The sequence below is a fragment of the Methylobacterium sp. SD274 genome, from assembly GCF_017355285.1.
Lineage (GTDB): Bacteria > Pseudomonadota > Alphaproteobacteria > Rhizobiales > Beijerinckiaceae > Methylobacterium.
Map to the genome: position 1 here is coordinate 59,230 of NZ_JADIJP010000022.1, position 16,009 is coordinate 75,238.

13 protein-coding genes and 2 tRNA genes are annotated in these 16,009 nt (G+C 67.5%); 9 read left to right on the forward strand and 6 right to left on the reverse strand.

What is annotated here, in order from left to right; all coding sequences use genetic code 11:
* The first annotated feature begins 71 nt into the window (after nt 1–71).
* From rfbC to rfbA, 4 genes are all read left to right on the forward strand, one after another.
* On the forward strand, nt 72–623 hold the full coding sequence (gene rfbC, locus IPV08_RS17870; RefSeq protein WP_207412859.1) for a dTDP-4-dehydrorhamnose 3,5-epimerase: 552 nt from the start codon (nt 72–74) through the stop codon (nt 621–623).
* A gap of 86 nt (nt 624–709) precedes the next feature.
* Entirely contained in the window at nt 710–1,786 is a 1,077-nt protein-coding gene (gene rfbB, locus IPV08_RS17875) for a dTDP-glucose 4,6-dehydratase (protein WP_207412860.1), read from the forward strand.
* Nucleotide 1,787: 1 nt separating this feature from the next.
* Nucleotides 1,788–2,696 carry a dTDP-4-dehydrorhamnose reductase gene (gene rfbD / locus IPV08_RS17880; RefSeq protein WP_207412861.1) on the forward strand — a complete coding sequence of 303 codons (909 nt, stop codon included), beginning with the start codon at nt 1,788–1,790 and terminating at the stop codon, nt 2,694–2,696.
* Entirely contained in the window at nt 2,693–3,583 is an 891-nt protein-coding gene (gene rfbA / locus IPV08_RS17885) for a glucose-1-phosphate thymidylyltransferase RfbA (RefSeq protein ID WP_056432662.1), read from the forward strand. Before rfbD ends, rfbA begins: the two co-directional genes overlap by 4 nt.
* A 4-nt stretch (nt 3,584–3,587) precedes the next feature.
* Here rfbA and IPV08_RS17890 read toward each other — a convergent pair whose 3' ends face one another.
* The gene (locus IPV08_RS17890; RefSeq protein WP_207412862.1) at nt 3,588–4,157 is read right to left on the reverse strand and encodes a hypothetical protein; all 570 of its coding nucleotides are present in this window, start codon (nt 4,155–4,157) and stop codon (nt 3,588–3,590) included.
* 351 nt (nt 4,158–4,508) lie between these two features.
* Between IPV08_RS17890 and IPV08_RS17895 the strand changes: the two genes are divergently transcribed.
* A complete protein-coding gene (locus IPV08_RS17895; RefSeq protein ID WP_207412863.1) occupies nt 4,509–6,386 on the forward strand; it encodes a calcium-binding protein in 1,878 nt (625 codons plus the stop codon).
* A gap of 133 nt (nt 6,387–6,519) precedes the next feature.
* Here IPV08_RS17895 and IPV08_RS17900 read toward each other — a convergent pair.
* The 3 genes from IPV08_RS17900 to IPV08_RS17910 all read right to left on the reverse strand — a co-directional run bounded on the left by IPV08_RS17900 (nt 6,520) and on the right by IPV08_RS17910 (nt 7,388).
* A tRNA-Ala gene (locus IPV08_RS17900) sits at nt 6,520–6,595 on the reverse strand.
* Between the two features lie 131 nt (nt 6,596–6,726).
* Nucleotides 6,727–6,802 (reverse strand) — tRNA-Ala (locus IPV08_RS17905).
* 196 nt (nt 6,803–6,998) lie between these two features.
* A complete protein-coding gene (locus IPV08_RS17910; RefSeq protein WP_082470039.1) occupies nt 6,999–7,388 on the reverse strand; it encodes a TIGR02300 family protein in 390 nt (129 codons plus the stop codon).
* Between the two features lie 249 nt (nt 7,389–7,637).
* Here IPV08_RS17910 and aroA point away from each other — a divergent pair, with 249 nt between their 5' ends.
* Both aroA and cmk read left to right on the forward strand, forming a co-directional pair.
* Nucleotides 7,638–8,987, forward strand: a complete 1,350-nt coding sequence (gene aroA / locus IPV08_RS17915; protein WP_207412864.1) for a 3-phosphoshikimate 1-carboxyvinyltransferase — start codon at nt 7,638–7,640, stop codon at nt 8,985–8,987.
* Between the two features lie 5 nt (nt 8,988–8,992).
* Complete coding sequence (gene cmk, locus IPV08_RS17920; protein WP_207412865.1) at nt 8,993–9,625, forward strand: (d)CMP kinase; 633 nt, start codon at nt 8,993–8,995, stop codon at nt 9,623–9,625.
* A 6-nt stretch (nt 9,626–9,631) separates the two neighbouring features.
* Here the strand turns inward: cmk and IPV08_RS17925 are convergent, their stop codons facing one another.
* Both IPV08_RS17925 and hrpB read right to left on the reverse strand, forming a co-directional pair.
* Nucleotides 9,632–10,072, reverse strand: a complete 441-nt coding sequence (locus IPV08_RS17925; protein WP_207412866.1) for a DUF805 domain-containing protein — start codon at nt 10,070–10,072, stop codon at nt 9,632–9,634.
* A gap of 16 nt (nt 10,073–10,088) precedes the next feature.
* A complete protein-coding gene (gene hrpB, locus IPV08_RS17930; protein WP_207412882.1) occupies nt 10,089–12,575 on the reverse strand; it encodes an ATP-dependent helicase HrpB in 2,487 nt (828 codons plus the stop codon).
* Nucleotides 12,576–12,790: 215 nt separating this feature from the next.
* On the opposite strand from hrpB, the gene IPV08_RS17935 reads away from it, so the two are divergent.
* Entirely contained in the window at nt 12,791–13,111 is a 321-nt protein-coding gene (locus tag IPV08_RS17935) for a hypothetical protein (RefSeq protein ID WP_056433123.1), read from the forward strand.
* 133 nt (nt 13,112–13,244) lie between these two features.
* Nucleotides 13,245–15,992: a DNA mismatch repair protein MutS gene (gene mutS, locus IPV08_RS17940; protein WP_207412867.1), complete on the forward strand. Its 2,748-nt coding sequence runs from the start codon at nt 13,245–13,247 to the stop codon at nt 15,990–15,992.
* Nucleotides 15,993–16,009: the final 17 nt, after the last annotated feature.

Here is a 16,009-nt window from a genome sequence, read left to right on the forward strand (position 1 = left end):
CTGGGGCATCCCTTGACAGGAAAGCCGTCCACGCGCCTACAGGCACTGTCTGGCGAGGGTTGTATCCAGCGATGCGTGTGATTGAGACAGAAATTCCCGCGGTGAAACGGGTCGTGCCCAACCGCTTCGGCGATGACAGGGGCTGGTTTTCGGAGACCTTCCGGGCGGACATCCTGGCCGAGGCCGGCATCGACGTCGCCTTCGTGCAGGACAACCAATCCTTTTCGGCACAGACCGGAACCGTGCGCGGCCTGCATTTCCAGCTCGAACCCGCAGGGCAGGCCAAGCTCGTCCGCGTGCTTTCCGGGTCCATCCTCGATGTCGCCGTCGATCTGAGGCATGGGTCCGAGACCTATGGCCGGCATGTCGCCGTCCGGCTCGACGCGGCCGAGGGGGAGCAGCTTTACGTTCCCGTCGGGTTCGCCCACGGGTTCTGTACCCTCGAACCCGACACCATGGTCGCCTACAAGGTGTCGTCCTATTACAGCCGGGCGCATGACCGGAATCTCGCCTGGAACGATTCGGATCTGGCGATCTCCTGGCCGGTCAGCGCGGAAGCAGCAATCCTGTCCGACAAGGACCGGGTGGCGCCGTCCCTCGCCCAATTGGGCACGGTCTTCTGATCGGCGGTCCTTCCACAATTTCAGCGACCGCAGCTTCAGCGACAGGATACGAGCCCGCTGATGCGCGACCACCAGGATTTGTCGACATGGCCAAACCCCAACGCATCCTGGTCACGGGCGGATGCGGCTTCATCGGATCGGCGCTGGTCCTGCACCTCGTCGAGGATCTCGGCCGTGAGGTCGCGACGCTCGACGCACTGACCTACGCGGCCAACCCGATCTCGCTGGCGTCCCTCGACGGCAATCCGCGTCACCGGCTCGTCACGGGAGACATCTGTGATCCCGCCGCCGTCCATGCCCTCTACGCCGAGTTCCGGCCCGACGCGGTGATGCATCTCGCCGCCGAGAGCCATGTGGACCGCTCGATCACCGATCCGGGCGCCTTCATCCGCACCAATGTCGTGGGCACGCAGGTGATGCTCGATGGCGCCCGCACCTATTGGGAAAGCCTCGACGGCGAGGCGAGGGCGGCATTCCGGTTCCTCCACGTCTCCACCGACGAGGTTTACGGCTCGCTCCCGCCGGACGGGTTCTTCACCGAGGACAGCCGCTACGACCCGCGCTCGCCCTATTCGGCTTCCAAGGCCGCCTCCGACCATCTGGCGCGGGCCTGGGGGGAGACCTACGGCCTGCCGGTTCTGATCACGAACTGCTCGAACAATTACGGCCCCCGGCATTTCCCGGAGAAGCTGATCCCCCTGATGATCCTCAACGCCCTCGAAGGCCGTCCGCTGCCGGTCTATGGCGACGGGCTTAACGAGCGCGACTGGGTCCACGTCGAGGACCACGCACGCGGCCTCGTCGCGGTGCTGGAACGTGGGTCGCTGGGGGAGACCTACCTTCTTGGTGGCCGGTCGGTGCGCAACAACCTTGCGGTGGTGAAGGCTCTCTGCGCTGCCTTCGACCGACTGCGGCCCGAGCATGGCCCGCATGAGCGCCTGATCTCGTTCGTCGCCGACCGTCCGGGCCATGACCGGCGCTACGCCATCGACCCTGGCAAGGCCGAGCGGGAAATCGGCTGGACCCCCACCAAATCCTTCGAGGACGCGCTCGAGGAGACCGTACGCTGGTATCTCGACAACGAAGCCTGGTGGCGTCCGATCCGCGAGGGCCGCTATACCGGCGAGCGCCTCGGCCTCGGCACACCTGCCGCGAAGGCCTGAGATGAATATCCTGATCCTCGGCGGGGCGGGCCAGGTCGGCACCGAACTGCAGGCCTCCCGGCATTGGGGCGCGGGCGTGACCCTCGTCGCCCCGACCCGTACCGAACTCGACATCACGGACGCTGCGGCCGTGGCGCGGATCTTTACCGAGCGCCCGATCGGGGCGGTGGTGAACGCCGCCGCCTACACGGCCGTGGACAAGGCCGAGTCGGAGGTGGTGGAGGCTTGGCGCCTCAACGCCCTGGCTCCCGCCATCCTGGCGGCCGAGACGGCGCGGCGGGGCATCCCCCTCGTCCACGTCTCCACCGATTACGTCTTCGACGGCAACGGTTCGGGCGCCTACACGTCCGACGCGCCGATCGGCCCGACGAGCGTCTACGGCGCCAGCAAGGCCGCTGGGGAGATGGCGGTCCGCACCGCCAATCCGCGTCACGCGATCCTGCGCACGGCCTGGGTCGTGAGCCCGCACCGGGGCAACTTCGTGAAGACGATGCTGCGGCTCGCCGCCGAGCGGGATGCGCTGAACGTCGTGAACGACCAGCGCGGCTGCCCGACCTCCGCCGCCGATCTCGCCGCCGCCCTCGCGGATATCGCCCTGCGTCTTTCCGCCGACAGCGACGCGCCCACGGGCACGCACCATTTCGCCAATGCAGGTGCCACCACCTGGCACGGTTTCGCGCAAGCCATCGTCGCCGGTTCGGTCGCGCGCGGGGGCCGGAACGTTCCGGTCAACGGCATCCCCACGAGCGCCTATCCGACGCCGGCGCGGCGGCCCGCCAACTCGGAATTGTCGACGGAGAGCCTGACGAAAGCCTACGGGCTGACTCCGCGCCCTTGGCAGGCCGCCCTGGACGACATTCTCGACCGGCTTGTCGGCCCCGCGCATCATTCAGCAGAGGCACAGTCATGAAGGGCATCGTTCTCGCCGGCGGGTCCGGCACGCGGCTCCATCCGGCGACCTTGTCGATCAACAAGCAGCTTCTGCCCGTCTACGACAAGCCGATGATCTATTATCCGGTCTCGGTGCTGATGCTCGCCGGCATCCGCGAGATCCTCATCATTTCGAGCCCCGAGCATCTCGGCAATTACGAACGCCTGTTCGGCACCGGCGAACAGTTCGGCCTCTCCTTCAGCTACGCGGTCCAGCCCCGTCCGGAAGGCCTCGCCCAGGCCTTCACCATCGGTCGCGACTTTGTCGGCTCGGACGATGTCGCCCTCGTTCTGGGGGATAATCTGTTCTTCGGCTCGGGCATGAGCGCCATGCTGAAACAGGCGCGTGAACGCGAGACCGGCGCGACGATCTTCGCCTATCACGTGGATCACCCGGAAGCTTACGGCGTGGTCACCCTCGACCGCGAGGGGCGGCCGCTGCGCATCGTGGAGAAGCCATCGGTGCCGGAAAGCCCCTGGGCGGTGACCGGCCTCTACTTCTACGACAATCGCGTGCTCGACATCGCCGCCGCCGTGAAGCCCTCGGCTCGCGGCGAATTGGAGATCACTTCGGTCAACCAGGCCTATCTCGACCTCGGCGAACTCCATGTGCAGCGCATGTCGCGCGGCTATGCCTGGCTCGATACGGGGACGCATGACAGCCTGCTGGAAGCGGGCGAGTTCGTGCGCACGCTGCAGAACCGGCAGGGCCTCCAGGTCGCGTGCCTGGAGGAGATCGCCTATCTCCAGGGCTTCATCGACAAGGCGCAGTTGATCGCGCGCGGCGAACTCTTCGCCAAGACCGCCTACGGCCAGAACCTCCTGAAACTGTCGAAGCTCGACCCGGAATCCCGCCTCGACGAGTGAGCGGCTAGGCGTCGCCGATTGCCAGGATGGCGCCCGTATAGGTCTCGCTGACTTCGCAGATCGGGCGTCCGGATCGATCCGACAGGATCGCCTCGATGGCAAAGACCTGATCGGACGGGCCGGGAACACCTGCATCCTGGGGCCATAATCGAAGCAGTCGCAGGTTTCGCCGTCTGGGGAACAGGGTGTGGACCACCCGGCCGAAGGGAATCTCGGTCTCGTCGAGGAGCAGATTCATCTCTCTCGTCAGACGAGCCGGGACGTACCAGTTCTCGGCCTGGGAGAGAACATGGCCTCCCCAGCTCAGCCGGACGTGCCGGTACCGGACCACCTCCCCGTCGGAGAGGTCGAGCCTTTGACCCTGCACAGGGCTCGGCTGTCGTTCGGGACCCACGACCCGCGTCGCCACCAGATGGGCGCTTGAGGCGAGCCGACGCTCCCGGCACCAGCCTTCCAGCACGGATGTCGCACTGTCGCCGCCAAGGAGCCGCGCGCTCAGGGTCTCGATCAGCGCCTCGGCCGTTTCCGTAGAGCAGGAGGCGAGGGGGGCATGCGGTCCGGCGGGAAGGGTCATGGCTTCGACCTATCATGCGGCCGAAACCGACACACGCCATGATCGGGCACCTGTCCCCGCTGGGAAAGCGGGCGCGCAGGAACTCATCAGCGTCTCGGCATCCTTGGCGGGGTGGAAGGGAAGGCCTGCTACTCAGGGCGGGAAGCGCCTCGATGTGGGATCGTCACATCCCGCCCGCGCCGATGACCGTGAGGCCCGTGACCTGCGAACACCACGGATCGACAGAAATCGCCAGAGGCGCCGATCCACGTTTTATTTAACTGAATTTGATCTCATCGTTTGATAACAGTTTATATCCGCATAGTGACACGAATCCATAACTCAAATTTTTATCAACCCAGAGAGACTCAAATGGCGGTGGTGAACCTGACTCAAAACTTCGACGTCTACCGCAACCCGCTCGGGCGAAGTGACACGATCAACGGTCTATCCGGCGATGATATCATCTCGGGTCGGGACGGGAACGACGTGATCGACGGTGGGGCGGGTTTCGACATCGCCAATTACATGGATGATTACGAGGCCAAGGGCATCAAGGGCGTCATCGTCAATTTCGCCACCGGCAAGGCCACCGACGGGTTCGGCAATACCGATACGCTGATCGGCATCGAGGCGACGATGGGATCGCGGCTCGCCGACCGGTTCACGGGAGGCAATAAAGCCCTCGACAGCGCGGGAGAGTATTTCTACGGGCTCGCCGGCAACGACATCATCGATGGCCGCAGCGGCTTCGACGAGGTTCGGTACGATCGGGACGCCGGGTTCGGCGGCACGAAGGGCGTCACCGTCAACCTCACGACCGGCAAGGCCATCGACGGGTTCGGAACCGTCGATACGCTGCGCAACATCGAATCGGTGCGGGGCACCGCCTTTGCCGACCGGCTTTCGGGAGGGGACACCGATCCCGTCGGTCCGAACAACTTCTTCCTCGGTCTCGGCGGGGATGACGTCATCGATGGCGGCTCGGGCTACGACGAGGTACGCTACGACAAGGACGTCAATTTCGGTGGCACGCGTGGGGTCATCGTGGACCTCGCCGCGGGAAAAGCCACCGACGGGTTCGGAGCGACCGACACGCTCCGCAACATCGAAGGCGTGCGCGGCACGCAATACGCCGACTCCCTACACGGTAACGATTCGAACGACCGGAGCTTTGATAGCCTGATCGGCCTCGGCGGCGGAGACACCCTCGACGGCGGCGGCGGCAACGATGCGGTCCGCTACGACAGGGATGCGAGTTTCGGCGGAGCCCAGGGCGTCACGGTCGATCTCGCCAAGGGCATCGCGACGGATGGGTTCGGCTATCGCGATACGCTCATCAGCATCGAGGTCGTGCGAGGCACGCAGTTCGCGGACATACTGACGGGCGGCAATACGGCGAGTGCCGCCTACGAAGGCTTCTACGGACTTGGGGGTAACGACACGATCGCCGGCGGTAGGGGGCTCGACGAAATCCGCTACGACCGGGACGTGGATAATGGCGGCACCAGGGGTGTCGTCGTGAACCTCGCCACCGGCACGGCGACGGACGGTTTCGGCAATACCGATACGCTATCGGGGATCGAGGCAGTCGTGGGCACGGCTTCCGCCGACCGTCTGACCGGCGACGGGCTGGCGAACCGCTTCACGGCGCAAGGCGGCAACGACGTCCTGGATGGCGGAGCCGGGCTCGACACGATCGATTTCCGGAACGACGATCTCGCCGGGGCGACCCACGGCGCGGTCGTGGATCTCGGTGCCGGCACGGCCACCGACACCTATGGCGGCAGCGATAGCCTGATCTCGATCGAATCGGTTTCCGGATCGGTCTTCGCCGACACGATGACCGGTAGCAAGGTGGCGAACACGCTCGTGGGCAATGCCGGCGGCGACCGCCTCGACGGAATGCTGGGTAAGGATATCCTGACCGGAGGGGCGGGAAGCGACACGTTCCGTTTCAGCACCGCCTTCACCGCGGCCAATCTCGACCACATCACGGATTTCGCAACCGCCGATACGATCGAGATCGCGCGGACGATCGTGCCGGCACTGCCCATCGGGACATTGACCGCCGCCGCGTTCAAGGACCTGTCCACCGGCGCGGTGAATGCCGACGACCGCATCCTCTACGACCGGACCACCGGGACCGTGTCCTACGACAAGGATGGCAACGGCAGCGCCCTGGCGGTGACCTTCGCCGTCCTGGATCAGCCGATCGCGCTCACCAATCTCGATTTCCACATCGCCTGAACGGACGTATCTTCCCTGCCGGGCGCGTCGTCCTACACGGCGCGGCCGGTATGCCGATATCCCAGATGAGCTTGAGGGATGTCGTACTTCGTACGCTCGCGGCGCATGAGGCCGGACTATCGAAGGAAGCGAATGGTGGAGCCTAACGGGATCGAACCGATGACCTCTTCCATGCCATGGAAGCGCTCTCCCAGCTGAGCTAAGGCCCCACATTCCGGAACAATCGTGACATCGTCTCACGATCGTCGTCATCATCGGTGAACACCACCGAGATCTGCTGTTTTCCGGCTCGTCGAAGGCCGCATCTCGCGACAACATCGACGACTCGGACGAAAAGAAATGGTGGAGCCTAACGGGATCGAACCGATGACCTCTTCCATGCCATGGAAGCGCTCTCCCAGCTGAGCTAAGGCCCCACTTCTGGGACCACCGCAAAATGTCTCGCGGTGGTCGTTCCGCCAACCTGCCTTGCGGCGTCCGGCGGAGGCGGTTCTATATTCGGGCGCTTGCCCGGACTCAAGCCCCTATTCGCATTCACCGCCGAGAATTTTACGCGGCATAGGATTTTGCTGCGATCGCTCTCGGGGACGCAAAGGGTGCCGAGGTCGGGCCTCAGCTTTCCTCGTCGTTCTCGATATCGCCGTCGATGAGGTCGGCCACGTCGTCGTCGCCGGTATCTTCCTCCTCGAGGAAGGTGTCGTCGGCATCTGTCGAATCGGCATCGTCGTCGCCGGTCGTGGTATCCGCCTCGTCCTCGGCGGCCTCGACCTCGTCGAGGGAGACGATCTCGGGACCGCCCTTCTCGGCATCCGTATCCTCGTCGTCGTCAGCCGGCACGGCTGCGGAGCGGGAGGCGAGCGCGGGAGCGGCCATGCGCGACGTGGCGGCGGCCTGATAGATCGTCCCGCATTTCGGGCAGGTCGCCGGATCTTTGTCGAGATCGTAGAATTTCGCGCCGCAGCTCATGCATTGACGCTTCAAGCCGAGTTCCGGTCTGGCCACGGGCGAACCTCTGATAGGGTTTTGGGAGAGGCGCCCCGTTAGTCGGGTGAAACCGTCCTGTCAAATACTCTCGTCAGGACACCCCGACTACCTGGGCCTCCGGTTTATCCGAATTCAACCGCCCGGAGGCCTCTCCGGGTCGGATGACGCCGCCCCGCCTGCGTGGTAACCGGCGCTACGATGTTCGCCGGCTGCAAGGCCGGCCCCTGACGGCGCGACCGCGCCAGAAGCCGAAAAGTTGTCGATCCCGTGTCGCATCACTCCGAACCGCAGCCCCTGACCGCTTCCGCCGGCGCGCCCTTGCGCGGCGCGCTGCGGCCTCCGGGGGATAAGTCGATCTCCCACCGGGCGATGATCCTTGGTCTCCTTAGCATCGGCGAGACCCGTATCGAGGGATTGCTCGAAGGTGACGACGTGCTGCGCACGGCCGACGCCGCCAGAGCCCTCGGTGCGGGCATCGACCGCCTCGGGCAGGGCAGCTGGGCGGTGCGAGGCGTCGGCATCGGCGGGATGATGGACCCGGCCGGCGTGCTCGACTTCGGCAATGCCGGCACAGGCTCGCGCCTGATGATGGGCGTCGTCGGCGGGCAGGACGTCACCGCGACCTTCGACGGCGACGCATCCCTGCGCAAGCGCCCCATGCGCCGCATCCTCGATCCGCTGATCCGCATGGGCACCCAGGTGCTGAGCGAAGAGGAGGGCGGCCGCGTGCCGTTGACGCTTCGCGGGCCGAAGGAAGCCATTCCGATCACCTACGAGACCCCGGTCGCCTCGGCGCAGATCAAATCGGCGGTGCTCCTCGCCGGCCTGAACGCGCCCGGAACCACGACGGTGATCGAGGCGGCGGCGACCAGGGACCATAGCGAGCGCATGCTTCGCCTGTTCGGCGCCGAGGTCGCGGTGAGCCCGCACGGCCCCGGCGGCCACGGCCGCTCCATCGCCCTCACGGGCCAGCCGATCCTGCGCGGCACCGACGTGATCGTGCCGGCCGATCCGTCCTCCGCGGCCTTCCCGCTGGTGGCGGCGCTCATCGTCCCCGGCTCGGAGGTGACGATCGAGGGCGTGATGATGAACCCCCTGCGCATCGGCCTCATCACCACGCTGCTGGAGATGGGCGCCGATATCGAGCGTCGTAACGAGCGCGACGAGGGCGGCGAGACCGTGGCCGATCTCCATGTCCGCGCCAGCCGGCTCAAGGGCGTCGACGTGCCGGCCGAGCGCGCCCCGGCGATGATCGACGAATATCCCGTTCTCGCCGTCGCCGCCGCCTTCGCCGAGGGCGTCACCCGGATGAACGGGCTGCACGAGCTGACGGTGAAGGAATCCGACCGCCTCGCCGCCGTGGCGGATGGTTTGCGCGAGAACGGCGTGACCTACCGGATCGAGGGTGAGGATCTCATCGTCGAGGGCGACGGCTCCGCCGCGCGCGGCGGCGGCACCGTCGCCACCCATCTCGACCACCGCATCGCCATGGCCTTCCTGGTGATGGGCCTCGCGACGAAGCAACCCGTGACCGTCGATGACGGTGCCATGATCGCCACCAGTTTCCCGAGCTTCCTGCCGACGATGCGGGCGCTCGGCGGCCGCATCGCGGAGTAGGTCCCATGCCGATGGTCATCGCGATCGATGGACCCGCCGCCTCGGGCAAGGGAACCCTGGCCAAGCGCCTCGCCGCGCATTACGGCCTGCCGCATCTCGATACGGGTCTGCTCTACCGGGCCGTGGCCCTCAGCGTGATCGATGCCGGGCGCAACCTCGACGACCATGCCGCCGCGGCTCGGGCCGCCGCGACGCTGATCGCCGACCGCCTCGCGGATCCGCGCCTCCGGGAGCGGGCAATGGGAGACGCGGCCTCCCGCATCTCGTCGATCCCGGCCGTGCGCGCGGCTTTGCTCGCCTGGCAGCAGCGCTTTGCCGGCGGCGCCAGCGGCGCCGTCCTCGACGGGCGCGATATCGGCACCGTGGTCTGCCCGCAGGCGCAGGTGAAGCTGTTCATCACCGCCGCCGCCGAGGAGCGCGCGCGCCGCCGTCATCTCGAACTCCTCCGCAGGGGAGAGCCGGCGAGCCTCGGGGCGATCCTGTCCGACATCGTCGCCCGCGATGCACGCGACGCACAACGCTCGACAGCCCCTCTCAAAGCCGCTCCCGACGCCGTTCTTCTCGACACCACCGATCTCGATGCGGACGAAGCCTTCGAGGCGGCGCGCGCGGTGGTGGACCGTGCGCGGGTGCATTGACGAGGCTCAGTGCTCCGGCTCGAGCCCGTAACGGTTCGGGCCCGCCATGCCCGCCAGCCCCACGGTCTCGATGAGGAACCAGAGATTGAACCCGGTCATCGTCAGGGTGGCGACGATCACCGCCACCGGATAGGCGTCGGCGAGAGTCTCGATCGGTGCAAAACCCGCGACGGTCACGAAGGCGTTGGGGAGCAGCCACCATCCGGTCCGCCCCCGGTCGTGCAGACGCCGGACCGTGGCGACCGTCACGAAAGCCCCGGCCCCGATGAGGCCTGCTCCCACCACGATCAGCGCCGCGGACCGCGCATCCATCGAAGCGACCAGGATGGCAATGCTGCCCGACACGACGACAAGCAGCAGCGTGCCGATCAATTGACGGTGATAGGCTCGGCGGGACAGGCGGCCTCGCGGATCGAAATGCGCCGCAGGCCAAGGAAAGCCCGTCATCGAGAAAAGCCCGTCATCATGTCCCCCTCGGCTTCACCCGCCGGGTCGGCGGCTCGGTCAGCGGGTCGTCCGGCCAGGGATGGCGCGGGTAGCGTCCGCGCATCTCCGCGCGCACGGCTGCCCAGGAGCCGCGCCAGAAGCCGGGCAGATCCTTGGTGATCTGGATCGGACGCGAAGCCGGTGACAACAGGTGGAGGACCAAGGGCACACGACCGCCCGCGATGGCGGGATGGCGGTCGAGGCCGAACAATTCCTGCACCCGGACGGCCAGGACCGGCCCGCCCTCGGCATCGTAGTCGATGGGGATGCGCGATCCCGTCGGCACCTCGAAATGGGTCGGGGCCTCTGTATCGAGGCGATGACGCATCTCCCAGGGGAGGAGCGTGCCGAGCGCGCGGCCGAGATCGTCTGCCGTGATGGAGTCCAGACTCACACGGCCCTCGATTTCCGACGCGAGCCAGTCTTCCACCGACGCGCCTAATGCCTCATCCGAGAGATCGGGCCAGGTCTCGCCCTCGGCAGCGCGAAGAAACGCCAACCGGGACCGCCACTGAGCCAGGGCGGGCGTCCAGGGCAGATTGTCGAGGCCGAGCCCGACGATGCCCCGCGCCAGGATCGCGGCCGAGGAGGCATCCGGTTTCACCGGCAGGATCCGCTCGCCGAGGGTTGCCGCGCCGAGACGGCGGGAGGCGCGTGCCCGCAGGGACCGGGCTCCCTTATCGAACACGACCTGGGTGACCGATTCGATCCGCTCCGCGAACAGCGTCTCGATCTCCTCCAGCGTGATCGCGGCGGCGGCGAGGATGCGCCCGGCAGCCGCCGTCCCGGAGATATCGGCCACCACGAGGAAAGGTTCGCGTGCGAGCGCCGAGGCCGGATCGAGCCGTCCGGCGCGTCCGTTCGCCATGACGAACTCGCCGTCGCGGCCTCGCGAGCGGGCAACGCGGTCGGGATAGGCAAGGGCGAGGAGCGGCCCGGCCCCGAAGACATCCACGTTCCTGACTGCGCGAACGAATCCCCCGGCCTGCTCGGCCCAGCCTCGCGCCAGACGCCGCATGTCGGAGGCACGGGTTCCGCGGTCGCGGGCGAACCGATCGGCCCGGATGGAGAGATCGGCATCGTCGCCGCCGAGCCCGCGCTCCACGAGGATCGCGGCGAGGTCGGCAGCCTCCCGCGCCCGGCCGAATTCGGCCGCCGCGACCACCATCCGGGCCAAGCGCGGGGGGAGGGGGATGGCACGCAAGGCCCGTCCCATCTCGGTGAGGCGTCCATCGGCATCGAGGGCGGCGAGGTCGCGCAGCATCGAGCGCGCTTCCGCCAGAGCAGGGGCGGGAGGGGTATCGAGGAACGAGAGGGTTGTGGGATCGGAGACGCCCCAGGCGGCGCAGTCGAGCAGAAGGCCGGAGAGGTCGGCGGCCAGGATCTCCGGCCGCGTGAAGGGTTCGAGGGCGCTGGTCGCCGCCTCCGACCACAGTCGATAGCAGATCCCCGGCTCGGTCCGCCCCGCGCGGCCGCGCCGCTGGTCCACCGAGGCGCGGGAGGCGCGGGCGGTGACGAGACGGGTCAGGCCGATGCCGGGCTCGTAGAGCGGCACGCGGGACAGACCGGAATCGACCACGATCCGGACGCCCTCGATCGTCAGCGACGTCTCGGCGATGCTGGTCGCCAGCACGACCTTCCGGGTTCCGGGCGGAGCGGGCGCCACGGCGCGGTCCTGTTCGGCAGGGGGCAGGGCACCGTAGAGCGGCGCGATCTCGGTACTCTCGTCGATCCGCTCGGCGAGAAGGCTCGCCACGCGGCGGATCTCGCCTTGTCCGGGCAGAAAGGCCAGGACAGAGCCGGGATCGGCCCGCAGGGCGCGAAGGATGGCGTCGGCCATCGCATCCTCGATCCGCCGGTTCGGATCGCGCTCCGTATGGCGTGTCTCCACCGGAAAGGCCCGCCCCTCGGATTCGACGATGCGCGCGTCGCCCATCAGGCGCGAGACCCGGGCACCGTCCAGGGTGGCGGACATGACGAGAATGCGGAGGTCGTCGCGGAGACCACCCTGGGCGTCGAGCGCGAGGGCGAGACCGAGATCGGCGTCGAGGGAGCGCTCGTGGAACTCGTCGAAGATCACCGCGCCGATGCCGGACAATTCCGGGTCGTCGAGGATCATGCGGGTGAAGACCCCCTCCGTGACTACCTCGATCCGCGTCGCCCGCGAGATCTTCGAGCCGAGGCGGACGCGCAGCCCCACGGTCTCGCCCACGCGCTGGCCGAGGGTGGCGGCCATGCGCTCGGCCGCGCCGCGGGCAGCCAGGCGCCGTGGTTCGAGGAGGATGATGCGGCCCTCGGCGCCGAGCCATGGCGCATCGAGAAGCGCCAGCGGGACGCGAGTGGTCTTGCCGGCTCCGGGAGGTGCCACGAGCACCGCCGACGGACCGGCTTCGAGCGCCGCGAGAAGGCGCGGCAGGGCCGCATCGATCGGGAGGGCAGCAGAGAAGAAGGGGTTCGTCGCCATCGCGGATGGGGTGGTGCGGGCAAGCGGTGAGATGCGCAACCCCGATTCGGTGCGGCGTGATCGATCACGTGCGGGATACCGGAATCATCCCCTCGTTCCGGCTCATTTACCGGCCTTTCGGTGGACAAACATGCGTTAAAAAAGAATGGGAACGGAGTCCGGGCGAACGACTTATTGCCTCGACGCGCGCGGCGCGATCCTAACGGATGGACTTGATGACCAAGATTGCCCTTGCTCTTGCAGCAGGAACCTTTTTCAGCGCTCTCGGCCTCGGCGCCGCCACTGCTGCCCCGGCCATGCCGAGCGCTCCCGTGATCGCCGGTGAGGCACTGACCACCGAAATCGTCACCCGCGGTCATCACCCGGGCTACGCCAGCCATCGCGGCATGCGCCATCGCCACCACCATCATCGTCACGGCATGCGCCATCGCCGCGCCCCCGCCGCCTACAGCCACGGTGATCCGAACTCCCGCAACCCGCAGCAGCCGGGCTACATGCAGCGCAAGGGCACCACGTCGGGCGGCCCGCGCTACTAAGCCGAGCGGCGGTATTTTCGTCGGAGGGGCCGGTGCGGAGACGCATCGGCCTTTTTTCGTCGCTCGACGGTTCTCCCCAGATGATGCGGAAGGGAGCGCTGATCCGGTCCGGCCTGCTCTGCTATGATGGGGCATGTCCCAGCGTGCAGTCCGCTCCAGTCCGAAGACCCATACCACGGCGGAAGAAACCGTGAGCGCCTCGCCCCTCGACATCGCCGGCGCCACGCCGATGATGGCGCAGTATATCGAGATCAAGGCCGCCAATACGGATTGCCTCCTGTTCTACCGGATGGGGGATTTCTATGAGTTGTTCTTCGAGGATGCGGAAATCGCATCGCGCGCCCTTGGCATCGTCCTGACCAAGCGCGGCAAGCATGGCGGGGCGGATATCCCGATGTGCGGTGTGCCGGTGGAGCGCTCCGACGATTATCTCAGCCGCCTCATCGCCCTCGGCCATCGCGTCGCGGTCTGTGCCCAGACCGAGGACCCGGCGGAGGCCAAGAAGCGCGGCCCGAAATCCGTGGTGCGGCGCGAGGTGGTGCGCCTGGTCACCCCCGGTACGATCACCGAGGACCGTCTCCTCGACCCGTCACGGGCGAGCATCCTCCTGGCTCTCGGCCGCCGCAAGTTCTCGGAATCCGGCTACGCCTACGGCATCGCAGCCGTCGATATCTCCACCGGCCGGTTCTCCTTGAGCGAGGTTCCCGAAGGCGAGCTGGGTGCAGCCATCGCCCGGCACGATCCGCGCGAGATCGTACTATCCGAGGCGATCCATTCCGACCCATCGCTGTCCGCGCTCTGGCGCGACGTGAGAGCCCCGGTCACGCCCCTGGCGCAGGCGGAGCTCGAACCCGCCTCGGCGGAGCGGCGGATCAAGGAACAGTTCGGCGTCTCGACCCTCGACGGGTTCGGGCAGTTCGGGCGGGCCGAACTCGCCGCCGCCGGAGCGGCCCTGCTTTACATCGAGCGCACGCAGATCGGCGCGCGGCCCGCTCTGTCTCCGCCGAAGCGGGAGACGAGCGGCGCGACGCTGGCCATCGATGCGGCGACACGCGCCAATCTCGAACTCACCCGAACCCTCTCGGGCGAGCGCACCGGCAGCCTGCTCGACGCCATCGACCGCACGGTGTCGGCCATCGGCGCGAGACTGCTGGCCGAGCATCTCGCCGGCCCTCTCACCGACCTCTCGGCCATCATGCGCCGCCACGAGGCAGTGTCGTTCCTGGTGGAAGACGGCGCCCTTCGCCGGAGCCTGCGCGATGCCCTGGCGCGGGCGCCCGACATCGCCCGCGCCCTCTCTCGGCTCGGCCTCGGGCGCGGGGGGCCGCGCGATCTCGCCGCCCTGCGCGACGGTCTCAACGCGGCCCTGGCGATCTCACAGCGTTGCGGAGAGGTGAAAGCCTTGCCGGAGGATCTCGCCGGCATCGTCCAGCGCCTCGGCACGGTGGATGCCGATCTCGTCGAGCATCTGCGCGCGGCGCTCGCCGACGACCTTCCCCTCAACCGCCGCGACGGTGGCTTCGTGCGCGCCGGCTACGATGCCGAGATCGACGAGGCCCGGCTTCTCGGTCAGGATTCGCGCAAGGTCATCGCCGGGCTGCAGGCGCGCTATGCCGAGGAGACCGGCTGCCGCACCCTGCGGATCAAGCACAACAACATGCTCGGCTACTACATCGAGGTGCCGCAGGCCGTCGGCGAAAGCTGCCTCAAGGGCCTGATGCGCGAGACCTTCATCCACCGCCAGACCATGGTGGATGCCATGCGGTTCTCGAGCGTGGAACTGAACGATCTCGAAAGCCGCATCTCGGGAGCAGCCGACCGCGCTCTCGCCCTCGAGACAGAGGTCTTCGATGCACTGGCCGCTCGGATCATGGCCCAGGCCGAGACCGTCGCCGCCATCGCCGACGCCCTGGCCAGCCTCGACGTCACCGCCTCCCATGCCGAACTGGCTGTGGAGCGGGATTGGCGCAGGCCCTTCGTCGACGACAGTTTCAGCTTCGTCGTCGAGGGCGGCCGACATCCGGTGGTGGAATCGGCCCTGCGGCGATCCGGCGAGCCGTTCATCGCCAACGATTGCGACCTTTCCGGCGAAGGGCGCGGGCGCATCCGCCTCATCACCGGGCCGAATATGGGCGGCAAGTCGACCTTCCTGCGCCAGAACGCCCTCATCGCCGTCCTCGCCCAGATGGGCGCCTTCGTGCCGGCGACCCGCGTGCATCTCGGCGTGGTGGACCGGCTGTTCTCGCGGGTCGGGGCCGCCGACGACCTCGCGCGCGGGCAATCGACCTTCATGGTCGAGATGGTGGAGACGGCCGCGATCCTGAACCAGGCGAGCCGGCATTCCCTCGTCATCCTCGACGAGATCGGCCGAGGCACGGCGACCTTCGACGGCCTCTCCATCGCCTGGGCCTGCCTCGAATACCTGCATGAGCAGAACGGGTGCCGCGCGCTGTTCGCGACCCATTTCCACGAACTCACGGCCCTGAGTCAGCGTCTCACGCGGCTCGACAACGCTACGCTCAAGGTCGCCGAGCACAAGGGCGAAGTGGTGTTCCTGCATGAAGTCGTGCCGGGCGTGGCCGAGCGGTCCTACGGTCTGCAGGTCGCCCGTCTCGCCGGCCTGCCCGCCGGGGTCATCGCCCGGGCCGGCTCTATCCTGAAGAACCTCGAGAAAGCCGAGCGCGACCGTCCGACCCGTCCCCGCATCGACGATCTGCCTCTCTTCGCCAGCCTCGCGCCGCCGCCCATGCCGGAAGTGCAGGTTCCGACGCGCGAAGACCCTTTGCGTCGGGAACTCGATGGGATCGATCCCGACGCATTGACGCCGAGGGAGGCGCTGGAGGTTCTCTACCGCCTGAAGAAGGCGGCGCGCGAAGCGTGACGACGAGACCGGAAACG